Consider the following 23,694-nt stretch of genomic DNA (forward strand, 5'->3'; position numbering starts at 1 on the left):
ATAATGATGCTATACTGTATACGTTGTCCAATAAAATCCCACACATATGAGAGGAGTTTTCTACACTATGCGCTACGTTATCGTAACAGGAACTTCACAAGGTTTAGGTGAGGCAATCGCCGTGCAATTGTTAGAAGAAAATACAACCGTTATCTCTATTTCTAGGAGAGAAAATAAAAAGCTTACAAAAATCGCCGAGCAAAACAACAGCAATTGTATTTTCCATTCCATAGATCTTCAAGATGTACATAATTTAGAAACGCATTTTAACGAAGTCTTTTCATCTATTCAAAAAGACAATGTCTCATCGATTCATTTAATTAATAATGCAGGCACAGTTGCACCAATAAAACCCATCGAAAAATCAGAAAGTGAACAATTCATTACGAACGTTCATATTAATTTAATTGCACCGATGATCCTTACTTCCACTTTCATGAAACAGACGAAAGACTGGAAAGTAGATAAACGCATTATAAATATTTCATCTGGTGCAGGAAAAAATCCTTATTTCGGATGGGGAGCTTATTGTACAACGAAAGCCGGTATAAATATGTTTACACAGTGCGTAGCTACTGAAGAAGTGGAGAAAGAATATCCTGTAAAAACTGTCGCTTTTGCACCGGGTGTTGTTGATACAAATATGCAAGCACAAATTCGTGAAACAAATAAGGAAGACTTTATTAACTTAGACCGCTTCACCGCATTAAAAGAAAAAGGAAAGCTACTGTCACCTGAATATGTTGCGAAAGCTATTCGTAACTTACTAGAGACTGAAGACTTTCCGCAAGGCGAGGTTATTCGAATTGATGAATAACGAAAAGGCACGCTAAATTAGCGCGCCTTTTTGTTCTATTTCTCTAAAAATATAAGTACCGACTCCATAATCTTCTCATAACCAATTTCTTGATAAATTTTATTAGACGTTGGATTTGCTAGATCGGTATATAATGTCGTTGTTTTGTAGCCTTCATCTAGCATACGTTGACTAAGTTCGGCTACACAAATAGATGCATATCCTTTTTTTCGTTCCTCTTTCGGCGTATAAACGAAATTGACTGTTATATTATTTGTAGTCGGTCTCGTTTTTGCAGCTACAGAGACTAGTTTTCCGCCCACCTCCAGACCAAATAGACGGTTAGTAGTTATTAGTGTATATGCAGTTTGTTTTGCTTCTTCTTTCGTAGTAGGAAGCTTCACATCTTCACAAAATTGATATATCCACTGTTCTATTAATGGCAGCTCATCACTATTTACTGCTCGAAAAATTCCATCTCCGCTCCACTTCTTCTTTACTCGTTTTAATTCATATACACCTTGTTCCATTCCAAGTGTAGTTTTTTTCCGTTCTAATATCGCAATCTCTTCAGCTAACTTCTGTATGACTTTCTTATTACCAATGAAACCAGGAATATCCGGATATACTTTCGTTAACTCCTTTGCAAGTTCCGCTATATCCTCTTCCGAAATTTCAGAAGTTGCAACAATCATTTGTATCTTCTCTTCTGTTTGAAGAAATACAACCGCAATTTCCTCTCCTTGTTTCGCTACCCCCATAAATATCGGTTCTTGAACAACTTGCAATACACCTAATATTAAATTATTTCCCTGCTCGTTCTCTCCTAAAAATGATGTAACATCTTCTTTAAAACGGAGAACATCTTCATATACATGCAATTGAATCATCGACAATCTCTTCCCTCAATTTATATTTAAATAAAGTATTGGCGATTAATTCATTAAATCCTTCTTTTACGATTCGATAATATTTGAAACTAATGTGTTCAAATCATTTTCAGCATGCAACACTCTCTTCTTTTCCTTCTCAAATAGCTCTTCTTCTTTTCGAAACGATTCTTTACGTTTATTAATCATACGCTCCATTTCTTTTTTACTCGGTCCACCATATACATTTCTTTTTTGAATAAAAGCTTCTGGTGATATAATTTCTTTCCACTCTTCTTCTAATAAATTTACTTTCAAATTTTCTTGTAAGTATACATTTATGTCTTTGAAATTTAATTCATGTAACTCCTTTTTCTGTTCCAATGACATATTCGCAATCGCACTTGCTGCATGATGTGCATGCCGAAATGGTATTTCATAGTTTTTCGTTAAAACATCTGCGAAATCTGTGATCGTAATCGCGTGTTTATATGAGCGACTTTTTAACGTTTCCTCTTCTACTTTCATCGTTCGAATAACTGCGTTCATAATACAAAAAACACGAATCGCCTTTTCGATTCCTTTATATAAATACGGCTGCAAGTCATCCTCCGTATCAACAATATCGCCAAATGGTGTATTATGAATCATTTGAAATACAGTAAATGCTTCCCCTAAAGCACTACTCGTAATAGCGCGGGCATGTTCAATTGAAACGGGATTTCGTTTTTGCGGCATAATACTACTTATTTGCACATATGGCTTTGCTACAGTAATCCCATCATATTCTTTCGTCGCTAATAGTAAAAAATCATGAATCCATCTACTCGTATTCGTCATAATAACCATTAGTAACGAGCTAACTTCTAATAAATAGTCCGCTCCAGCAACAGCATCATATGAGTTCTCAATTACATTTGTAAACCCAAGTAACTGCGCAACTCGTTCTCTCTTAATAGGAAAACTTGTTGTAGAAAGGGCAGCTGCCCCCATTGGAGAATGATTTACAAGATGATACGCTTTTTTCATTCTTTCTAAATCTCGTTGCATCGTATCGTAAATTGCCAAAACATAATGACCAAATGTTGTCGGCTGCGCCGGTTGTGTATGTGTATACGCGGGCATAATTGTTTCCATATGTTCACCGGCAAGCTCCAGCATACTTTCTTGCAGCAATAAATGATGTTCCATTAACCGTAATACAAATTGCCGTAAACTCATGCGATACATCGTTACACCCATATCATTTCTACTTCTACCGATGTGCATATTACTTACAAATTCACACTTTGCTTCTTGAGAAAGCAAATGTTCAACTAAGAAAAAAAGATCTTCATGTTGCTCTGTATATAGCAACTTCTCCTTTGGAATCCCCTCTACTTTTTTAAGTGCGGTTAATATAACTTTCGCTTCTTCTCTTTTCATCAACTTTTCTTCAGTTAACATAGTAATATGTGCCCTATGCACTTGAAACATATCTTTTAATAAATAATTACGCTGAAAATTAAATACGTGCTGTAATACACAATCTACATATGTTTTCCCAGGGAAATCAGCGCCTTCCTTCTTAATAAACTCTTCTTTACTCTGTTTCATCACCTTTTCCCCTTTCGCCTAAGTGTTACTACCCATCATACCCAGGGATGGTGAAAAAGTGCTTGTACATAAAAATAAACTCGGCGCTCATAGCACCGAGTTTACTTAATAAAAGTCGCATCATACTTATCACTTTGCAACACTTGGAAGTGTAGATTTGCTAAATGTTTACGTATTTCAGCACTGTCATCTTCATTTAAATTATTTGCCAAGAAAACAATTTCTGTACAGTTTCCCCGTTTATCCATTGCATAAACAGCTTTTGTTACCGTCCATGGTGTATAACCATTCTTTTGCCCGGCATGCCTGAATGTTTTACGATATTTCTTTGCACTCATATCTGTTTCGACGATATTCGCCCACACTTTTTCTTCCGCTTCTGTAAGACCACCTTGATGATTTGCCTTTTGAAGCAGTACCATATAATCGTTAGCGGAAGCAGCCGGCAATCTATCCGACCAAATTTTGTCGTAACGTTCCTCTAAATATAGAGGAATTTCCTTCTGTAATAATGGTCCCTTCTTTTTTAAGCGTTCATGAATAATCATAGCATATTCACGATATTGCTCTTGAGACATTTCTTTTAACTTTTTCTCTATTTTATATTTTGGAACATGTAATTCTTTATGCAAATATCCCGGAATGTATAAAGATGAAACGATCGGAAATAGCGGTTGATGTGCAGGAAGCGCTAAACTTTGTAAATTCCGATTAATATTGTCTAATCCTAATACCTCCATTAAATATTCAGTATTTGCATTAGAACTAAACTTAACCATTCCTTTTGCAACTTCTTCTAAAGAAACCGCTCCTTCAGTTATCTTTTCTTTTTTTTGTAAATAATTTTGCCATCTATCTTGTGCACCACCATCTGTACTCGGCACATAATAACGATTCACATCATTAATTGAAACGAAACTAGACGGATCGATTTTCCCCTCTGTAACTTGTTTCGTATATTCAAGCGCCACAATTAACTTCATCGTACTAGCAACTGGCAATACAACATCTGGATTTACAGAATACACAACTTTATCATTTCTCTTTACTAGAAGAGCGCTATTTTTTTCATTTTTATGCTCTTCAATAAAGGATGCGATGTACTGCGCATCATCATTATTTGAACTCCACACCTTTTTCACTAAAAAGTTACCCGATATCAGCAAAACAAAAATACCCACAATCACTGCGCATACTATAGTTTTTTTCAAGTGAAATTCCTCTCCTATTGTGTAACTCTTCTCTATTTATCTCTTAAAAACAAAATAATGGAGATGATTATTTAAATAATCATCTCCATTATTTTAACTTGCATGTTCCTATTATGTCTACGTCATAATTTTCACAAAATCCTCAAGAAACTTTTTATAATGTAATGACCAACCAATTCTCACCCAATTTTTCAATGCTTTCGCTTCAGGCTGCGGGCGAAAATCAGCGATACTCTCTCCTTTTGCAGCTCCAATCGTATCGACATCAACACGGCGATACACGTAATCTAAAAGAGATGGATTTACCGCTACCATCATCGTAACTACATCGTGCACTGGGCTTCCTGTTATTTTAGGATTCAGGTTTTTATAAGCTTTATAATAATAATTGAAAATCGGTTCTATTAATTTCTTGAAATTCGTTTTAGAATGTTTCGTAATATATTTCACCATTTCCGGTGTAATAATCGCTTCTGAAGTAACGTTAAGCGGTATTAATGTCACATTTTTTGCATTTTGCATAACTAATTGTGATGCAATTGGGTCTCCATGAAAATTTGCCTCCGCGACTGGCGTAACATTTCCGGGCATTAAAAAAGCACCGCCCATTATATAATATTCTTTCACGTACTTCATCATCGGTTTTTCTAAAATAAATGCCGTCGCCAATGTTGTTGACCTGCCAGCATCAACAATGATTAATTCTCCTTTATACTTTTCAAGAATATCGAAAAATGCACAAAATGATTTTATATTTGGAGAAAAGGCTTTCGGAGGCTTAATTGGTCCTAAGCCATCTGCTCCGTGAATCTCCGGATAATACGTCACAAAATCTCCGGATAAAGGAATTTTCGCACCATTAATAACAGGTATATCTTCTCGCCCTGCCATTTGCAATAAATACGCCGCATTACTTGTCGCCTTTTCTTGTGTTACATTTCCATATCCCGTTACGACACCAACAATATCAATATCAGGATGTAACAATCCATACATAATTGCTAAAGAGTCATCAATTCCTGGGTCTCCTAAAAATAATATTTTTTTCATAGACCTCAACTCCATCCCATCAATTGTTATTAATTTATGAATAGCCATACATATACAGAATAAAAAAGAACAAATTTATATGAAAAAACGCAACCCTACACGGGCCATATCCATCAATTTAAAATAGTTTTTTATTTTATATACAGTGGGATAATAATGTGATTCAAAAATGGAAGAGTTATCTACTGCACATATCAACGAGGAAACAACTACGTGGTTAGATAACCAGATAGAAGCAACAAAAAAACAAGATGGACCGCATCATTTATGGTAAAGGTGCGTATAGTACAACGGGATGGCAAAACCGTCATAAGCTGTTATATGCTGATTTTACAAAATTAATTTTTATAAAAAGTACGACTTTATTTCAAATTCACAATTTGATCCTGTAACCATTCAAAAGCTTCTTCTGCATTATTGAACATGGCTCCTGGACATCCATAAATATTGGAGGTAATTTTTGAGGCAACGGCCTCATGCTTTTGAAACTCTTCCTCATCATTAACAACCATAGCTATTCCTAAACAATATTTTCCCATGAGAGGTTTGTTATCTTTTAACCAATTAGTTAATGCATTTAACGATTCTTTTTCATCTTGTATGTCGTCCTCTTGTTCTTTCACCATTAATAATCCGAAAGGGCATTTGTTCTTCAAAACCTTCTCAAGAAAATGTGTAAATTCGATAACTTTTGAGTATTTTTTAGAAGAAATAGCTTTATAAATTTGTTTTTCTTCCCATTTTATAAATTCCATGATTCATCATTCCTTTTCTTTTATAAAAAGATGCGTCTATACATTGATAATAATTTTTATTATCAATGTATACTACCTGTTAACGGATATCTTTTACCTATAAAAGTAGGGAAATCACATAAACCCATAGAAAGAATGCATGTATTTAAAATTCTAAAAAGACCTCCAAATACTAGAAATCTAAACATTTATTAACGAATAATATTATGATTGGTTGTTTTAAAATTCTTTAAGTATTCACTTGGATTAATTCCAAAATGTTTTCGAAAGGCAACTGTAAAATTACTAAAATTACTGTAGCCAAGAGTGGCAGCCGTTTCACTAACGTTGAAGCCCTCTACTTCCATTAGCCATGCTGCCTTTTTCATCCTCTGACTTCTAATTAAGTCAAATACGGTTGTACCAAATAGCTGTTTAAAACCAAGCTTTAATTTATATTCATTTAAACCAACACTTTTCGCCAAATCATTAATGGAGTAAGGTTGATCTAAATGAGTCAGCACAATTTCTTTCGCTTGTTTTAGTCTTTCTATGTCTTCTGGAAGTACTAAATGCTCCTTCGACTGGAGTAAATTTTCATTCCATTGGAAAAACAGGGTGATTAATTCCATCGCTTTTGCTTCGAAGTATATTTTCTTCATTCCCCCTTTGTAGGGACAATGAAGAATTTCAAAGACACATTTTTTTACCCAAGGCGAAAGCTGATAAGATGTTAAATTACCCTTTTGCTTTTGCAAAATTTCTTGTATTTCTTTTTTTTCCTCTTCACAATCAAAATAACTAAGAAGGGTATCAGGAGACATACGGATTTCGACTGTGTGACTTCGAATATTTGCTTTTGTTTCCAAATGAACTTTCGTATCGCAAAAATAACAAGCATTGCTCATCGGCTTATAGATGTTTAATTGTTTATCATTCACTTTACATATTGTTTCTCCGCTTAAGCAATAATTTAGCTCAAACATTTCACATTCTTCCCCAATTTGAACGGTCAGATTTTGTGACAGTTCTATATCTGAAATAATGACTTCCATCCCTTCTTTAATTGTTGTTCGCTCGATTATCCCTTTCCCCATTGTTTTAGGAAGCAGAATCTGCTGATCTAGGACTAATGTCTCTTTAAGAGACTCATGATTTAATATACTCCCCAGGGGAGTTTTTACTTTGTCATCTATTAAAAAACCTTTATACATCTAGCGCTTCCTTTCAATTAAGTAATCTAATAATATAACATACTAGATTTTAATGACGTTAGTTGTGATGTCCTGATAGGCAGGCATTTCTTACTGAATCTTCATATATTGAATATTGTGGTGTTCAAGGTATGTTCGATTTGCTGGAGCAATCCTTCACTTTCCGCGATAGACATTTGGTCATCTACAACTGAACGGCTGGAAAGCACATTTAACCTGCTTGTAATCGACCAAATATGCAAGTTATGAACGTATTTAACTCCATTTTTTGGATTGTTTTAACCACATCGTCGACATCTATATTTTGTGATGCTCCTTCCATCAGGATATGGAGCCCGGATTTCAAAATATAGTAACCTCTGCGTAATACAAGTGCGGCAGCACTGACACTTGTGAGTGAATCCTACCCAGTCCCTGCCAAAGAGCGTGGTAAGCAGTGCAGCAACTAAAGTACCAATGGAACCAAGCGTACCGCTGATCACGTACAAGTATGCTCCACGCATATTCAAGTTATCTTCTACATCCCCACTGCGAATCATAATACACGCCACAAATATATTAAATGTTAGCCCTATATTGCTGACGATTGGCATTCCAGTAATGACCGATGAAACCAGGATAGAAAGTGAACTTTTCAGATTAATAACTTTATCCAAAAATTTGCTTTTTAAGATTATCTAATCCAAAACGATTAATAAATTTTAAAAATGTTTCTCTCTTCTTACCGTGTCCAGCATAAATATCAATGATTTTTTCAACACCCTCATAAAGTTGTTCAGGATTTAGCTGTTCCATCAATAAAGTACCCGTTTGGGCATCCTTTCCTTTTGCTTTTCCTCCAATAAATAAATCATATCCATTTCTTACTTTCATGACTCCGATATCATTGATTAAAGGTTCACCGCATCCAATCGGACATCCAGTATAAGCTGGCCGAAGCGTATAGGGAACGGGTTTTCCTGCTATCTGTCTATTTAGCTCAATCGCAACCGGCATTCCCTCTTCTTCTGCACCTTTACAAAAATTGCAGGTTCTTAGGCTTTTTACGAAATTCCCTACTGGGTAACAGGACAATCCCACTTCCTTAAAGTTTACTTTTACTAATTCTATTTTACTTTCAGGTACATTTAGATAAAGTTGTTGGAAAGTTGTCAACTCCAGTTCATCACCCTCATTCATATAATCGGCTATTACAGCCAGTTGTTTGGCATTTAATTTTGCACCGAACGATATTCCACCGTTAACAGCTAATTTAATCATTTTTTCTTTTTTATTCATACCAAATTTCACATCCTTTTAAGTTATTTTTATATTTATTCAATAAATATTCTTTAATCAAAACTCAGCTCGTATTTTAGATGAGCATCTTTGAATGGGCTGTCTGTAACCTCAATCAATCTGTGGAGCACTCTTTAAAAACATCTATTTCCAAAGATTAATACATATTTCCTTTAATACACATCAGGTTGATCATATCCTTGCCTCTGTATATCTTTAAGGTACGCTTTGCCCTCATCCCAAGCAATTGTACCCTCTTTTTCAATAACAGTAATAAGCGCTTCGTTGACGTCCTTCGCCATATGTTCCTTATCTCCCCAAACGTAGAAATAAGCTCGATTTTCAACCCATTCAAATAATTCCTTACTATGTTCAAGCATTTTATGCTGTGCAGAAACTTTTTGAGCGTTATCACGAGAGAATGCAAAATCAAATCTTGTCAATCCCCCATCCCGTTTATATTGTTCAAAATCATTTTGATAAAGGAAATCTGTCGCTACATGCTAATCCCAAAAAGTTACTTGTTTCATAAATATTTACTTTCGTTTTCTTATTTGTTACAACATGTTTCATAAGAAATCATGATCAAGTCATCCATTCATTCTTACCTCCCTCTTTCGATTTAAAATTAACTATCTGTAATATCGATTCACCAAACCAATATTACTATACCCATGTAAGGTATGTAAATGATTTTAAAATTATAACCGCTTAAGAAGAGGGTGTCCCAAAGTTCACTTTTAATGACCTTTGGGACACCCTCTCTATACCTAACCTATATTGTTTTTTTCACAGCACTCATACTACCAATTATATACGCAATAAATGCAAAGCAAATCGGGAAAACAACTGTATGTATACCGAATGGATTAGGATAGCAAAGGTGAATAAACATATAGGAACCTACTCCAACTAAAATAGATGCGAGAGCTCCAGTTGCATTTCCCTTTTTCCAATATAACCCTAACACAATCGGCCAAATGAACGCTGCTTCTAAACCACCGAAAGAAAATAAATTTAACCAAATTAAAAAATCTGGTGGTTTAATAGCCGCTGCATAAACAAGCAGTCCTACGATACCAGTAATCCACAGACTTCCTTTTTTTATCGTACTAGCCGCTGCATCTTTATTTATGTAGTTCACATATATATCTTTAATAATTGACGAACTTACAAGTAATAATAATGAGTTCACAGTAGACATTATCGCTGCCATTGGTGCAGCTAAGAAAACTCCAGCTAACCAAGGTGGCAACACTTCCATCGCGAGTAGCGGCATTACTTTATCTGGTACCGTTATGCCTGGAAGGACTACTCTTGCAAACACACCTGTTAAATGCATACCAATCATAATTGTACCGACGACAACCGTTCCAATGATTAATGCTTGGTGCATAGCTTTTGAATTTTTATAAGACATAGCACGCACACTAATTTGCGGTAATCCAACGACACCAATTCCAATTAAAATCCAAAATGATGTGACATATGATTTCGTTAAACTTCCATCCGCTCCGAACGGTGTTATTAAATTCGGATTAATTTGAATAAGTTCCTGCATAATCTTTTCAACTCCGCCACCAGCAATGACAGTAGCAATCAAAATGATTGTTGTTCCGACTAACATAATGATTCCTAATAACGTATCTGATAAAGCGACTGCACGAAATCCACCAATTAACACATACACAAGTACAGAAAATGTAAATAAAAATAGTGCCGTTGTGTAGGAAAGTCCTGTTAGCGACTCAATTAATCGTCCGCCGCCAACCCACTGGGCTACTGTTGCTGAGAACAAAAAGATTATAATACATAACGCAGAAAGAACAACTACCGCTTTATTATTGTATCTGCCCTTTAAATAATCAATAAGCGTAATTGCTTCCATCTTCCTAGCGATAATAGCAAACTTTTTACCGATAACCGTTAAAACGATATATCCTGTTACAACTTGAATCGCTGATAACAGCACCCATCCAAGACCTATATTGTAAGCAATACCAGGCCCGCCGATAAAGCTACTTGCACTACCGTACGTAGCAATCATCGTCATAGCTAATAATAAACCACCAAGTTCACGCCCACCAAGAAAATATTCTTGTAAAAATTTATTATTAGCGGTTGCTTGTACACGTCTTGATGCATATACACCAATTAAAAACACAACGATAAAAGAAATTATCATTGGGATTATTACATACCAATTCATCTATCATTCCTCACTTTTTTCTTCCTCATCGAGTGGAATATCTTGGAATAAAAAACGAACAACTAAAATAAGCAAAATAACCATTACGATAAATCCAACGATACAGCTATAAAAAAACCATGCTGGAAAACCTAATACATATGTATATTCACTCGGATCCTTACTTCCAAGCCCATAAGCAAATCCATACCATATTATAAAATTAATAATAGCTAATCCAAGACCAATTAACGCTTCTCTATGGGCAACTCGAAAGCGCGGATCATCATGATAATTCTTCATTTTCTCCCTCCTCTCACGATGTATAATTGTACCACTGTTTTTCTAGTTTTTCCTACTAGAAAACAAAAACGCGCAGGATTTTTTGTAATTATATAGAATACAATGTTTCATTACATATTTTTTACAATTGTAATGAAAATGAAATTTGAATTTTCAGCATTTTTTATTTATGATTTTAAGTAGAGGCTTTTCATCTAGTTCCCACATCCTTGATTTCGGAATAAACGCCGTCTCGTACTGCGTTTAAATTATATTTTCAAGGGGGTTATACAATGAGTCAACTAGCTGTAAATCTTCATGAAAAGGTAGAGAAATTTCTTCAAGGCACAAAGAAATTATATGTAAACGGATCATTTGTCGAAAGCGCTTCCGGGAAAACGTTTAAAACTCCTAACCCAGCAACTGGTGAAACACTCGCTATCGTTGCTGAAGCTGGTCGCGAAGACATTCATAAAGCTGTCGTAGCTGCTCGAATGGCTTTCGATGAAGGTCCTTGGTCACGCATGAGCACTGCTGAACGAAGCCGTCTTATGTACAAGCTCGCTGATTTAATGGAAGAGCATAAAGAAGAGCTGGCACAGCTTGAAACTTTAGATAACGGAAAACCAATCCGCGAAACTTTAGCAGCAGACGTTCCTCTTGCAATTGAACATATGCGCTATTATGCTGGCTGGGCTACAAAAATCGTTGGACAAACAATCCCTGTTTCTGGTGAATATTTTAACTATACACGCCATGAAGCTGTTGGTGTTGTCGGTCAAATTATCCCATGGAACTTCCCACTTCTTATGGCAATGTGGAAAATGGGCGCAGCCCTTGCAACAGGATGTACAATCGTTTTAAAACCTGCAGAACAAACTCCACTATCCGCTCTATACTTAGCTGAATTAATTGAAGAAGCTGGATTCCCGAAAGGCGTTGTTAACATCGTTCCTGGATTCGGTGAAACAGCTGGACAAGCTCTCGTTAATCATCCACTCGTAGATAAAATTGCATTTACAGGCTCTACTCCAGTCGGCAAACAAATTATGAGACAAGCATCTGAATCGTTAAAACGCGTTACATTAGAGCTTGGTGGTAAGTCGCCAAACATTATTTTACCAGACGCTGACTTATCTCGAGCGATTCCTGCTGCCCTTTCTGGTGTTATGTTTAACCAAGGACAAGTGTGCTGCGCTGGGTCACGCTTATTTATTCCGAAGAAAATGTACGATAATGTCATGGCTGATCTCGTTCTATATTCAAAAAAATTAAATCAAGGTGCTGGTCTAAATCCAGAAACTACAATCGGACCTCTCGTTTCTGAAGAACAACAAAAACGTGTAATGGGTTATATTGAAAAAGGAATTGCAGAAGGTGCTGAAGTACTTTGCGGAGGAAACAAACCATTCGACCAAGGTTACTTCGTTTCTCCTACAGTATTCGCTGATGTAAATGATGAGATGACAATCGCTAAAGAAGAAATTTTCGGTCCAGTTATTTCTGCATTACCGTTTAACGATATTGATGAAGTAATTGATCGTGCGAATAAATCACAATTCGGCTTAGCGGCTGGTGTATGGACAGAAAACGTAAAAACTGCACATTATATTGCAAGCAAAGTACGTGCAGGTACAGTATGGGTAAACTGTTATAACGTCTTTGATGCAGCATCTCCATTTGGAGGATTTAAACAATCTGGCCTTGGCCGCGAAATGGGATCTTACGCGCTGAACAACTATACAGAAGTGAAGAGCGTTTGGATTAACTTAAATTAACGAGAAAGAACCTGACCTACTCGGTCAGGTTCTTTTCATTATGTATTCATTTACACTTGCAACCCACCGCTCACATTTAATACCTCTCCTGTAATGTAAGACGCATACTCTGATGCTAAAAAGGCAGCTGCGTTTGCAATATCTTCCGGTGTTCCGATTCTTCCAACTGGAATCGCTCCAACCATTTTCTCTTTTACTTTATCCGGTATTGTTTTTGTCATATCAGTATCCATAAACCCTGGACAAATCGCATTACACGTAATACCAAAACTTCCAACCTCTTTCGCTGCTGTTTTTGTTAAGCCTACAACCCCTGCCTTTGTAGCCGCATAATTTGCTTGTCCAATATTTCCTTCCCTACTAATAGAAGAAATATTAATAATCCGTCCATACTGTTGTTGTCTCATATAAAGAAGTGCTGGCTGCATACAATAAAAAACGCCAGTTAAGTTCACTTGTAATACTTGTTCCCAAGCAGACTTCTCCATCTTATGTAACATTGCATCTTTTGTAATCCCAGCGTTATTCACTAAAATATGTAATGTACCAAATTTTTGCACCGCATATTCAATTAACGACTTCGCTTCATTTTGATTACTCACATCACATCGATATAAGCTCACATCATACCCTTCATCTGATAATTCACGTGTCGTTTCTTGTAGCTTCTCTTCATTTACATCACTAATTAATACTTTAGCCCCTAGTTTTGCAAAAACTCGTGCGATTTCTTTTCCAATCCCCTGCGCAGCACCCGTTACAACAGCTGTTTTCCCATTCAACAAGTCCATCCCTATCCCCCATTTCTATTAGTTATATTGTATATTTCGGCTCTCTGCTTTCCAAATCCTCTTTGTATAAAAAAGTCTATTTGTGTCAAACTAACTTTGCAACGTCGCATAAAGTGAAACTTTAATCAGTGGGGGGTTTGTTCATCCCCCACTGATTATTAGCCCTCACCAATCGGGCATTTACGGGCAGTTAATCTCCCACCTAGCTTCTTTGTTCCATCTGAATTTTGAGGTGGGAGTTTTACTACCCGTTTATGCGGGATAAAACACAAGGAGATTGTGTCGAATGAAAAAAAAGAATGTAAATCGAAACAAAGCTGCCGATGGCATTGATGTTGAGTTCGCTCGCGAACTCGCTGACCACAATGACTTAGATGCAAACGCACGTGCAAATGCCGCTGATGCACGTCAAAAACGCCAATCAACAGAAAAATAAGGCACTACAACGTTCCTTATTCTTTTCAACAGGGACCTACTACCCATCAAAATAAACCGAGAGTATCTCTCGGTTTATTTTCTATATTTCTTTACGTAGTGCGCTAAAGCAAGTAACGGATATATATGCCCATAACTATGGTAGCGAATATAAAAGCCACCCGGTAACCCTGTACCAGTAGGATATTTTTCATTCATAGTAGACTGCGCGAGCAAATATGAAATTCCTTTTCGAATAATCGGTGTTTCTTGATCGTAGTAAGAAATAAGTGCATCAAGTGCCCACGCTGTTTGTGACGGCGTGCTAAAGGGTAAAGAAATAATTTTTTTCTCTACACTACTTTGACAGGATTCTCCCCACCCTCCGTCTTCATGCTGCAAATGCTCGAGCCATGAAGCTGCTTTTTTCAGCGATGGATGAGTAGAAGGCACTTCTACTGCACGTAAGCCTGTCATCGTTGCCCATGTCCCGTATATATAACATATCCCCCATTTTCCATACCATGATCCATTCTGTTCCTGTACATCCATTAACCATTTGATAGCTTTCTTTTTTCGCTCTTCAGACAATTCATTCGGTGCATACGTTCCGAATAATTCTAACACCCTACCTGTAATATCTGGTGTGGACGGATCGGTTATCATATCACTCGCATTTTCAATCGGCAAATTCGATAGTAACTTGCTCGTTACCCCTCGTTCAAAAGCTCCCCAGCCTCCATCATTGTTTTGCAATCCTTTTACCCATTTCACGCCTCTTCCCCAAGCCTTATCTACTCTATCATTCCCTCTACTTCGCGCTAACGCTCTAAGGACAGCCGTAGTATCGTCTATATCAGGGATCGTCGTATTAACATCTGAAAATCCCCAACCGCCAGCTACAAGTGATGATGCATGTACGCTCCAATCTACCTTTTTAGTTTGTTGTTTTTGCAATAAATACTCTGTCGCCCTTTGAATCATCTTATTTTCATTTGTAACTTTAGCTTCTTGCAATGAATAGCTAAGTAAAGCGGTATCCCATACGGTAGAAGGAGAATTTTGCAAATGACTTCCTCTGTCCATCTTCCATATATAAGATTTTAATCCTGTCACAGCTTTCTCAATAATTGGAGACTGAATAGAGTGCCCTAATGCAAGCAAAGCATAAATCATATAAAACGTAGCACTCGCATAACTATACAAAGTTCCATTTTCATCTATACGCTCCTTCATAAAGCGCTCTACTTCTTCGTATCCTTTATGATGTAACGATAATGGATAAGATATTACCTTTTTCACATCACCTAAAAACGATTGAAACAGCGGAGACCGCTCCTCTCGAAACCATTGCCCACCCCCGCCTGCAATATGATTTAAATTTGGCAATAACTTTTTCTCTACACGGAATCTCTTATTCATACAAATCATCATCGGAATTAAATGTATACGCGCTGAGCTGCTTAGCCCAAATATACTGAGGGGGGAGTCATCTTGTAAAAATAAGATTGGCGTTGGAAAGTGAAAAAGCGCAGGAAATTCATATTCTCCATGAATCGCTAATAAAAATTTCGTCATAAAATGAGCACGAGAAACTCCCCCGTGTTCCTTAATAAACATTTCAGCTCGCCTCATATTCATATCTTCTTTCGAATATTTTTCCGAAGCAAGTAAAGCAGCATATGCTTGAATCGTGGCGGATAAATTCCCTCCCCTTTCATCTTCATATAATTTCCAAGTCCCTTCATTTGTTTGAAGAGATGCTAACCTTTTCACAAACGGTTCTATTTCGTCATTTCGCCCTAATAATTTGAGTAAAAAAATCATATGACAATCCGTTAGTAAAGCTCCTTCAAAACAAAATGACCACGTTCCGTCTTGCCTTTGCATCGTTTGAAGTGCAGTCGTTCTCCGCTCTATCTCCTCACGCACTTTGTCATATAGTAGCACACCGCTCACCCACCCTTTCTAAGTCCGTATACGATATTCGAAAACTTAGCTAAATATGTATGAAAACAAAGAAAAGCAGAACGTGTATTACACACATTCTGCTTACAAACAATACCCAACCCCGACAACAATTCCTAATAGTGCACCAACAACAACTTGATAGGGTGTATGTCCAACGAGCTCATTTAACTTTTTATATTCTGTTTGTCTACCATGAAAAAAATCATTCAATATTTTCGCTTGCTTACTAACCGCAAGCCTTACTCCTGAAGCATCGTACATAACAATAATGGCAAAAATAGCGGCAACCGCAAATATTGGACTCTCCACACCTTCCACCACTCCGACACCTGTAGCAAGTGCAGTAACAGTCGACGCATGCGAACTTGGCATTCCACCTGAAGCAAAGAACTTAGCAAAATCAAACTCGCCTGTTTTTATTAATTTAAAAACGACTTTCGTTAACTGTGCTAAAAACCAAGAAATTACAGCTGCTATAAGTGGGTCATTATGTAAAATTGTTTCCATGTTTTTCAGCTCCTCACTGACTATAATGGAATTTCTATATAATATAAGTATAAAGAAAAATGCGTAGAAAATACTACGCATTATGATACTTTTGCTGATTTATTTTTAATAAATTTTGGTTGTTTCTGTAGTAGAAACTTTGTTTTCGCCATTGAAAAGACAAATAAAGCAATCCATATACAGAAAAACGCAATCATATGAGTAGATGTGAAATGTTCACCAAAAACGAACACACCTAAAATTAAACTAATAGTCGGCGCGATGTATTGTAAAAATCCTATCATATAGAGCGGAATAAGTTGTGCTCCTTTAGCAAAATAAAAGAGTGGTAACGCTGTAACAATACCCGCCCCTATTAAAAGAAACGTTGATATTGCCGAAATAGAACCGAACGAACCAAAGCCATGAACTCCTGTCATAAACAAATATATAAGTGCAAATGGCGTCACTAACATCGTTTCCATCGTAAGCCCAATTGTTGCGTCGTAATTTAATAATTTTTTCGTTAATCCATATAATCCAAATGAAAAAGCAAGTGAAAGAGAAACCCATGGAATTGATCCGAAACGTATCGTTAAAATAACAACGCCTAATCCAGCTAAGCCAACCGCAACATATTGCCAAAAATTAAGCTTCTCTTTTAAAACAACTGTACCAAGTTAAATACTTATAAGTGGATTAATATAATACCCAAGACTTGCTTCGATTACATGGTTATGATTTACGGCCCATATGTATACAAACCAGTTTCCACTAATAAGTATCGAAGCAATTGTTAATGACATTAATAATTTAGGTCGTTTAAAAAGGGCCACTAACTCCCCACCAAACTGACGAAACCTCTTCGTTACTCCTAAAACTAACAACATAAAAACAAATGCCCAAACGATGCGGTGTGCTAATATTTCATCCGCCGGTACTTCCTCCACCCATTTCCAATAAATCGGAAGAACTCCCCACATCGTATACGCACCCGCCGCATATATAATCCCCTGCTTTTGCTCTGCTGTTTGACTCCCCATCTTCCCTGTTCTCCTCTTCTCTTTTTTTCTTCATTATAAGGTCTCACATACTTACTTTACCAATATTCAATCTGCATTTCTTTCGACATTCCTCTTGCAAATCCGTTATATGTATAAAAACACTCCTACTGTTATAATAACGAGCACTGGAATACCGAAGATAAATTTACTTTTATGTGTCTTATGATGAAACATATACATACCAATCCAAGCTCCAACCGCCCCTCCAGCTGCAGCTGATAAAAACAACGTACTTTCTGGCGTTCTCCACTGCTTTTTCTTTGCTTTTCGCTTATCAAGCCCCATCATACTAAATGCTATAACGTTGATAACAATAAAATAAATCCATTTCATTTCTTTCTCTCCCTTAAAAAATTCGCTTTATGTTAACACGAAAATAAGGTGTGCACAAATAAAAATGGCTATAGGTAAAAAAAACTTTAGCCTACAACCATCATTGTAATACCTTATACTTTATTTCTAATCTTACTATGTTTTTTCGCGTATATAAAATAAATAAAAATACCTACAATAACCCAAATTGCAAAACTGATTAAAGTGGTTTTAGAAAGATTTAATGCTAAATATAAACAACTTACTATCGCAAGTATAGGTAAGAATGGAACTAACGGAGCACGGAACGGTCTTTTCAAATTAGGATGTGTCTTCCTTAATACAATTACAGCTATAGATACAAATATGAAAGCTGTTATCGTTCCCACATTCACTAAATTTGCCAACAAATTCAAGTCCAATAAACCTGCTAATACAGCCGCAAGAATACCCGTAATCCATGTATTAAAAAATGGTGTTTGATAACGTTTATGAACACTCGAAAATCTTTTTGGTAACAATCCATCTCGGCTCATCGAGTATGATACTCGAACAAATGCGAACATAGCAACTAACAGAACTGTTGTTAAACCAGCTATCGCTCCAACTGATAATAGACCAGCAATTCTATCCTCTCCTACAATACGCAGTGCATATGCTACTGGATCAGCTACATTCAGATCCGTAAATGGAACCATTCCAGTTAACACGAATGAAACACCAACATAAAGAATTGTACAAATGCATAAAGAGACAAGTAATCCAATTGGAACGTTACGTTGTGGGCGTTTCACTTCCTCTGCTGCTGTTGCAACTGCATCGAAACCTAAAAAGGCAAAAAATACAGTAGCAGCTCCTCCAATAACACCATGGTATCCAAAAGGAAGAAACGGCTGCCAATTCTCTGGCTTTACATAGTTTGCTCCTACAATAATAAATACTAAAATAACAGCCAGTTTGATAATAACCATTATATTATTTATACGTGCACTTTCTTTCACACCACGACTTAGTAAAAATGTAACAACTAAAATAATAATAACCGCTGGCAAGTCGATAATCCCGCCATTCCCCATCCCTGGTGCAGAAGCAACGATTGCCGGAATATGAATATTAAACCCTAGTAGCAATGACTGAAAATAGGCTGACCATCCCGCCGCCACCGCAGAAGTAGCTAATAAGTACTCTAACATAACACACCAGCCAACTATAAAAGCAAAAATCTCACCTAATGTCATATACGTATACGAATACACACTTCCTGAGACCGGGACTGTAGATGCAAATTCAGCATAACAAAAAGCTACACAAGCACATACAATTGCAGCTAACATGAAAGATAATACAATTGCTGGACCAGCATGTTTCGCTGCTACAATACCTGTTAATACGAAAATGCCTGTACCAATAATTGCTCCAATTCCTAAAAGCGTTAAATCAATTGCTCCTAAAGTTTGCTGTAACACGTTTTTCTTTTCTTCATTCATTGCTTTCTTTATAAATAAACTCATTCGTAGAAACCTCTTTTTCAAAATTATCCCTTACTCATTACAATCTTTATTACTGTTGCTATTACACATTAATAATATTCATACTTTACTTTCACTCCCTATATAAACTCGACAAATTACATGCCTAAAAATCAGAAAAATCAATCTTCTAAAAATACGCTTGTTAACAAGCATGTTTTTAGAAGATTGATTGAATTTATCACACAATTAATTATATTGTCAACAATATAATTAATTCACCCACATCGAATAATTATAAAAAAATAGTATTCCAAAATATACGATACCACTTGAAAACACTGTTAATTCCCATTTCAATACATTTTATATTATTTCGGAATTCATTTTTATACATCAGACTCAATGAAATCCCCATATACAAACAAGATAAAACCAGTCGATTCGTTATATAGAAATAATTATTCATCTTATCTTGTTAGACCGATTAACTTCCCTACAAATTGCAAACAGTATTTTCACCTAAGACAATAAAAAAAGCGCAGATGTTCATCTGCGCTTTATTCTTCCGCTTCAATTTCTGTACTATTATTATCGATATGTTCCTTTTGAGCTTCTTCTTGCAGCTCTGCTGAAATCATCGCATGATAAATTTCTGGATATAATCCAAATATTTGATATACACTTCCTAAAAACGGCATCGGAATCCCTCATTTCTAAAGTTGTATTGCCATTCTTAAGGATTCCCTTTTCACTCATTATACATTCGTTTTTTGCACTTCTTCTTCATCGGGAACATGTAATACATTTTGCCATTTTTTATAAGGCGCACTATTTGGATCCACATACCCTTTCGCATACGAACGATCCCACAATTGTTTCATAAACATCTCTTTCTCTTTCTTTGCAACCATATCTGCACCTGTTCCGTAATAGTTTTGGAAATACAACTCAATTTCATCAAGGAATAGCCTTAACAAATCGTCAGATGTTTCTTCTAACGTCGGGTCATATTTTGCCTCACGATCATACATTAAAATCATATCTAAAATATTATGGACATGCTCTTTACGAAGCCATCTAATATCTTGAGCACCTAATACAAATGCATGTGTATATAAATGTCCACCTTGTATCATTGCCTTTTCTTGCTCTTCTTCAAACCTGGACAAGATATTTTCATAAATAAACGGATTATGAAGCAATGCTCTGTGCAACTTATAACTTTCGCTTGAAATATTTTTCCCCATCGACTGGATTAAAAAGCTACGGCCGACACCGTTATATTGATACACGAATTGCCCATCAACAGCAACTAAGCTAATCCAGCGATACATATACGCGTATAGAAGAGCACGATTACATTTATCGTAATCTAACTTCGTTTGCGTTGCATTCAAGTCTGGCATAAAGGCTGGTAAGTGCCAATATTTATCTAAATGCGGCGTCAAACTAGATTTTTTACTATTTAATTTGTTCACGCGGCGATAATACGATTGAAAATAATCACCTTTATCGTTCATAAAACCATTCGCAATATGTCCAGATGAAAGCTTAGGAAAATCTTGTAGCGATAATCCGTAATGAGCACGATAACAAATCACTTCAAATGGTGAAAACGCCTCGTTTACCGTATCTTTTTCTTTAAACATTTCTTGCAATAACTCTTCTTGCAATTCTTGTTTTAAAGAAGGATGTACGCCCCAATATTGTAACTCTCTGTGATGAGAAACTTTCGGAACGAACGGACTTGCTAAATGGAAAAGATCTTCAATTTTTTCACGAACGTATTCATCACGATCACGTTTCTTGAAATCTGCTTCTTTTCGCAATGCTTCAACGATATTAAGCTCTAGTTTGTCACGATAGCGCACTTGAAGTTCGTCATAACAATAACTCAATATATGTTCACGATAGAAGTCTTCCACCTTTTTCGACTGAATTTCTTCGGCTTTCGCATCACGACAATATTCCCCGTACAAGCTCATATAAATTTCAGCCGATATATCTTTCGGTAATACACCTAAATTTAAATGTTGCTGCATATCTTGCCAAATCTTTTCTTGCAATTTCTCTTCAGCTAATACATATACATTCGTCGGGTTCGTTTTCCCCTCAAATTCCTTGCTTCGCTTTTGGATTTCAAACAATAAATTTTCACGTGTTTCGTGTAAATTATCAAAGAATCTTTCCCAATATTGGATCATTTTATCAACTGCTTGGTATAGCGATTGATACACGAGTTCTAATAACATTTCTTTACGATACTCACTTAATTTGTGGACATATTGCGTTACGATATCTTCAAATTCTTTTTTGAACAAACGTTGCTGATTATAAAACATTTTGCCGACCCAGCCTTGTTGCTGGGCAATTTCAACGCGGCGAACAGCCGTTACCGTTCCATCAATATTACTCACATTAAATTTCTTATCGTAGTTTTGAATTAAATTACGCTTTTGTTCATTATTTTCATGCAGTCGATTCATCTTCTCTACTAACTGCTTACGAATTTCATACAGCATAAAACGTGCTGCGACAGGATGAACCGGATCCGTTTTCTTTAAAAACCATGTATTTAATTGATAAGACTGTCCTTCTGAGCCACTCGGTATAAAGCGGTCTGATTCGACCATGTCATATAAAAGTGTAGTCACATGCTCATGTACACGGCTCGGAATCGCATAAGCATATAAACGAACCGCATGATCAACTCTCGCTACTTCACCTTTCATTTGTTCCATCATTTTCAGTTTCGCAGCCGATATTTTACACTCATGCTGTAGGCGGTTTAATTCTTCATCTTTTTGCACTGTACGGTGTACGTAGCTTTCGACAGCATCTAAAAACAATTTTGATTTTGCAACACCGACCTTACCGCCCTCTGCCCCTTCGCGCGTCTCATTGAACATTTGTCTATAAAAAATATGGGCCTGTTCTGGACGAGTAGCAAGATGCTCTAAATCTTCTAAATAACTTTTCCCGCGCTCTGGCTTTTCACGCTGCATACCGCGCTTTACATCTTGATCATATCTTTGCTTCTTCTCTTGAAACAGTTGATCTAAATGAAGCCAAGATTCATCTAAACCTTGCACCGCCCATTTTAAAGCACAGTATTTCAAAACGTGCTCATACGGATAAATGAGCTTCGCCGTTCCTGCTCCGCAATATCTCCCTTTCCCACTCGATTCTGCCAATTGCTGAATTTGATTATCTTCTTGCGCAAAATGATTTGCAGACATTGGACTGAATAACTGTAAATAAATCGTATTTGCCATTTGCTCCATATAATCCGATAAATTGTGCAAATGGTGCCCATGTAAATTTTCATAATCATATAAGAAACAATAATTGTACGGTAAATGATGCTGCTTTATCGTATGATTTGTTCTTCCATCTTCATCCACTTGATCAGGACGATATTCTAATTCAATCGTTACGCCGCCTCGTTTTGATAATTCACCAGTCGACCCGAGCGTAATAGCGTGCAACTCTTTTAACGATGCGTAACCATTCGCTTGCACAGTTTCAAACTCTTTCGCACTAACCGTTCTCGTCTTAACTAAAACATCTGGCATTAAAAACGCACCGCGAATTAAAATGTTGTGATGCTGCAATTTTTTCCGGAGCATTTCACGCAAATATAATGCGATTTGTAAAAACATCCCTGAGCCTGTTCCGCCAGCTAGTGATGTTACAATAATGACACGTACACCATATTCCGTCTGATCACTTGTAACTGGAAAAATCTTCTCGATTTCTTGCCAAAACGATGTGAGTTTATCTTCTTTCATCGCTGCACGCAACGCTAAACGAGAAATGACACGTAACTGTCCCGCTCCTTCTGTTAACGGTTTATCAAGTATAGTCGGGTCCATTGGGAACCACTCTGGAATCGTTGGATCTCCCGCAATATACTCTCTCGGTGTTTTACTCGAGCTCGTTTGCGTCTTAAACTTCCGAATATGATCAAATTTACTCAATGTATTCACATCTGTATCAAATACATGCATCGCTACCTTTTTACGACGCTCCTCAGGTAATCTTTCATATATTTGATGTGTGACAGTACTACCGATTCCACCTAAGCCAATTAAAATTGTTGGAACTTGTAATGTCATGTGAACCACCTTCCTATTCTTGCTTGTTTGAAAAGAAGAATAAAGAGAGCCGGGCCTCCTCCGCCCCTCT

General features: G+C 36.6%; 21 protein-coding genes and 1 pseudogene. 3 read left to right on the plus strand and 19 right to left on the minus strand.

Features of this window, described 5'->3' with window-relative positions; genetic code table 11:
- Positions 1–67 precede the first annotated feature (67 nt).
- The gene (locus MHI07_RS16035) at positions 68–817 is read left to right on the plus strand and encodes a (S)-benzoin forming benzil reductase (RefSeq protein ID WP_340825042.1); all 750 of its coding nucleotides are present in this window, start codon (positions 68–70) and stop codon (positions 815–817) included.
- Between the two features lie 35 nt (positions 818–852).
- Here the strand turns inward: MHI07_RS16035 and MHI07_RS16040 are convergent, their stop codons facing one another.
- The 11 genes from MHI07_RS16040 to MHI07_RS16085 all read right to left on the minus strand — a co-directional run bounded on the left by MHI07_RS16040 (position 853) and on the right by MHI07_RS16085 (position 11,239).
- Entirely contained in the window at positions 853–1,686 is an 834-nt protein-coding gene (locus MHI07_RS16040; RefSeq protein ID WP_340825043.1) for a GNAT family N-acetyltransferase, read from the minus strand.
- A 66-nt stretch (positions 1,687–1,752) separates the two neighbouring features.
- The gene (gene argH, locus MHI07_RS16045; protein WP_340825044.1) at positions 1,753–3,261 is read right to left on the minus strand and encodes an argininosuccinate lyase; all 1,509 of its coding nucleotides are present in this window, start codon (positions 3,259–3,261) and stop codon (positions 1,753–1,755) included.
- A gap of 101 nt (positions 3,262–3,362) precedes the next feature.
- Positions 3,363–4,472 carry a serine hydrolase gene (locus tag MHI07_RS16050; protein WP_002111085.1) on the minus strand — a complete coding sequence of 370 codons (1,110 nt, stop codon included), beginning with the start codon at positions 4,470–4,472 and terminating at the stop codon, positions 3,363–3,365.
- 117 nt (positions 4,473–4,589) lie between these two features.
- Positions 4,590–5,522: a nucleoside hydrolase gene (locus MHI07_RS16055; protein ID WP_078181153.1), complete on the minus strand. Its 933-nt coding sequence runs from the start codon at positions 5,520–5,522 to the stop codon at positions 4,590–4,592.
- Between the two features lie 362 nt (positions 5,523–5,884).
- Complete coding sequence (locus tag MHI07_RS16060) at positions 5,885–6,277, minus strand: hypothetical protein (protein WP_340825045.1); 393 nt, start codon at positions 6,275–6,277, stop codon at positions 5,885–5,887.
- 191 nt (positions 6,278–6,468) lie between these two features.
- Positions 6,469–7,470: a helix-turn-helix domain-containing protein gene (locus MHI07_RS16065; RefSeq protein ID WP_340825047.1), complete on the minus strand. Its 1,002-nt coding sequence runs from the start codon at positions 7,468–7,470 to the stop codon at positions 6,469–6,471.
- Positions 7,471–7,571: 101 nt separating this feature from the next.
- Complete coding sequence (locus tag MHI07_RS29405; RefSeq protein WP_445661758.1) at positions 7,572–7,679, minus strand: hypothetical protein; 108 nt, start codon at positions 7,677–7,679, stop codon at positions 7,572–7,574.
- Positions 7,680–8,118: 439 nt separating this feature from the next.
- Positions 8,119–8,748 (minus strand): nitrite reductase, encoded by a 630-nt coding sequence (locus MHI07_RS16070; RefSeq protein ID WP_340825049.1) that lies wholly within the window; start codon positions 8,746–8,748, stop codon positions 8,119–8,121.
- 173 nt (positions 8,749–8,921) lie between these two features.
- A complete protein-coding gene (locus MHI07_RS16075) occupies positions 8,922–9,191 on the minus strand; it encodes a hypothetical protein (RefSeq protein ID WP_340825052.1) in 270 nt (89 codons plus the stop codon).
- A gap of 332 nt (positions 9,192–9,523) precedes the next feature.
- Positions 9,524–10,957 (minus strand): sodium/pantothenate symporter, encoded by a 1,434-nt coding sequence (gene panF, locus MHI07_RS16080; protein WP_340825054.1) that lies wholly within the window; start codon positions 10,955–10,957, stop codon positions 9,524–9,526.
- 3 nt (positions 10,958–10,960) lie between these two features.
- The gene (locus tag MHI07_RS16085; protein ID WP_016105808.1) at positions 10,961–11,239 is read right to left on the minus strand and encodes a YhdT family protein; all 279 of its coding nucleotides are present in this window, start codon (positions 11,237–11,239) and stop codon (positions 10,961–10,963) included.
- A gap of 272 nt (positions 11,240–11,511) precedes the next feature.
- Between MHI07_RS16085 and dhaS the strand changes: the two genes are divergently transcribed.
- The gene (dhaS, locus tag MHI07_RS16090) at positions 11,512–12,996 is read left to right on the plus strand and encodes an aldehyde dehydrogenase DhaS (protein WP_002160956.1); all 1,485 of its coding nucleotides are present in this window, start codon (positions 11,512–11,514) and stop codon (positions 12,994–12,996) included.
- 50 nt (positions 12,997–13,046) lie between these two features.
- Here the strand turns inward: dhaS and fabG are convergent, their stop codons facing one another.
- Entirely contained in the window at positions 13,047–13,787 is a 741-nt protein-coding gene (fabG, locus tag MHI07_RS16095; protein WP_002111090.1) for a 3-oxoacyl-ACP reductase FabG, read from the minus strand.
- A gap of 286 nt (positions 13,788–14,073) precedes the next feature.
- On the opposite strand from fabG, the gene MHI07_RS16100 reads away from it, so the two are divergent.
- Complete coding sequence (locus tag MHI07_RS16100) at positions 14,074–14,223, plus strand: YfhD family protein (RefSeq protein WP_340825056.1); 150 nt, start codon at positions 14,074–14,076, stop codon at positions 14,221–14,223.
- Positions 14,224–14,297: 74 nt separating this feature from the next.
- Here MHI07_RS16100 and MHI07_RS16105 read toward each other — a convergent pair whose 3' ends face one another.
- The 7 genes and pseudogenes from MHI07_RS16105 to MHI07_RS16135 all read right to left on the minus strand — a co-directional run bounded on the left by MHI07_RS16105 (position 14,298) and on the right by MHI07_RS16135 (position 23,624).
- Entirely contained in the window at positions 14,298–16,151 is a 1,854-nt protein-coding gene (locus tag MHI07_RS16105) for a terpene cyclase/mutase family protein (protein ID WP_340825059.1), read from the minus strand.
- A gap of 102 nt (positions 16,152–16,253) precedes the next feature.
- Complete coding sequence (locus MHI07_RS16110) at positions 16,254–16,679, minus strand: divergent PAP2 family protein (RefSeq protein ID WP_002111092.1); 426 nt, start codon at positions 16,677–16,679, stop codon at positions 16,254–16,256.
- An 80-nt stretch (positions 16,680–16,759) separates the two neighbouring features.
- A pseudogene (gene rarD, locus MHI07_RS16115) lies at positions 16,760–17,701 on the minus strand (EamA family transporter RarD).
- Positions 17,702–17,806: 105 nt separating this feature from the next.
- Positions 17,807–18,055 carry a DUF1294 domain-containing protein gene (locus tag MHI07_RS16120; protein ID WP_199660862.1) on the minus strand — a complete coding sequence of 83 codons (249 nt, stop codon included), beginning with the start codon at positions 18,053–18,055 and terminating at the stop codon, positions 17,807–17,809.
- A 113-nt stretch (positions 18,056–18,168) separates the two neighbouring features.
- Positions 18,169–19,545 (minus strand): APC family permease, encoded by a 1,377-nt coding sequence (locus MHI07_RS16125; RefSeq protein ID WP_002111094.1) that lies wholly within the window; start codon positions 19,543–19,545, stop codon positions 18,169–18,171.
- A gap of 518 nt (positions 19,546–20,063) precedes the next feature.
- A complete protein-coding gene (locus tag MHI07_RS16130; RefSeq protein WP_002111095.1) occupies positions 20,064–20,204 on the minus strand; it encodes a phosphonate ABC transporter permease in 141 nt (46 codons plus the stop codon).
- Between the two features lie 57 nt (positions 20,205–20,261).
- Complete coding sequence (locus MHI07_RS16135) at positions 20,262–23,624, minus strand: tubulin-like doman-containing protein (protein WP_340825065.1); 3,363 nt, start codon at positions 23,622–23,624, stop codon at positions 20,262–20,264.
- Between the last annotated feature and the right edge of the window lie 70 nt (positions 23,625–23,694).

It is taken from the genome of Bacillus sp. FSL H8-0545, from assembly GCF_038006105.1.
In the GTDB taxonomy this organism is placed as follows: Bacteria; Bacillota; Bacilli; order Bacillales; family Bacillaceae_G; genus Bacillus_A; species Bacillus_A cereus_U.

Bases quoted from the DNA above. Each gene is read 5' to 3' on its own strand.
- MHI07_RS16035 (WP_340825042.1), top strand. From the start codon at position 68: ATGCGCTACGTTATCGTAACAGGAACTTCACAAGGTTTAGGTGAGGCA.
- MHI07_RS16040 (WP_340825043.1), bottom strand. From the start codon at position 1,686: ATGATTCAATTGCATGTATATGAAGATGTTCTCCGTTTTAAAGAAGAT.
- argH (WP_340825044.1), bottom strand. From the start codon at position 3,261: ATGAAACAGAGTAAAGAAGAGTTTATTAAGAAGGAAGGCGCTGATTTC.
- MHI07_RS16055 (WP_078181153.1), bottom strand. From the start codon at position 5,522: ATGAAAAAAATATTATTTTTAGGAGACCCAGGAATTGATGACTCTTTA.
- MHI07_RS16060 (WP_340825045.1), bottom strand. From the start codon at position 6,277: ATGGAATTTATAAAATGGGAAGAAAAACAAATTTATAAAGCTATTTCT.
- MHI07_RS16065 (WP_340825047.1), bottom strand. From the start codon at position 7,470: ATGTATAAAGGTTTTTTAATAGATGACAAAGTAAAAACTCCCCTGGGG.
- MHI07_RS16070 (WP_340825049.1), bottom strand. From the start codon at position 8,748: ATGAATAAAAAAGAAAAAATGATTAAATTAGCTGTTAACGGTGGAATA.
- panF (WP_340825054.1), bottom strand. From the start codon at position 10,957: ATGAATTGGTATGTAATAATCCCAATGATAATTTCTTTTATCGTTGTG.
- MHI07_RS16085 (WP_016105808.1), bottom strand. From the start codon at position 11,239: ATGAAGAATTATCATGATGATCCGCGCTTTCGAGTTGCCCATAGAGAA.
- dhaS (WP_002160956.1), top strand. From the start codon at position 11,512: ATGAGTCAACTAGCTGTAAATCTTCATGAAAAGGTAGAGAAATTTCTT.
- fabG (WP_002111090.1), bottom strand. From the start codon at position 13,787: ATGGACTTGTTGAATGGGAAAACAGCTGTTGTAACGGGTGCTGCGCAG.
- MHI07_RS16100 (WP_340825056.1), top strand. From the start codon at position 14,074: ATGAAAAAAAAGAATGTAAATCGAAACAAAGCTGCCGATGGCATTGAT.
- MHI07_RS16110 (WP_002111092.1), bottom strand. From the start codon at position 16,679: ATGGAAACAATTTTACATAATGACCCACTTATAGCAGCTGTAATTTCT.
- MHI07_RS16120 (WP_199660862.1), bottom strand. From the start codon at position 18,055: ATGAAATGGATTTATTTTATTGTTATCAACGTTATAGCATTTAGTATG.
- MHI07_RS16125 (WP_002111094.1), bottom strand. From the start codon at position 19,545: ATGAGTTTATTTATAAAGAAAGCAATGAATGAAGAAAAGAAAAACGTG.
- MHI07_RS16130 (WP_002111095.1), bottom strand. From the start codon at position 20,204: ATGCCGTTTTTAGGAAGTGTATATCAAATATTTGGATTATATCCAGAA.
- MHI07_RS16135 (WP_340825065.1), bottom strand. From the start codon at position 23,624: ATGACATTACAAGTTCCAACAATTTTAATTGGCTTAGGTGGAATCGGT.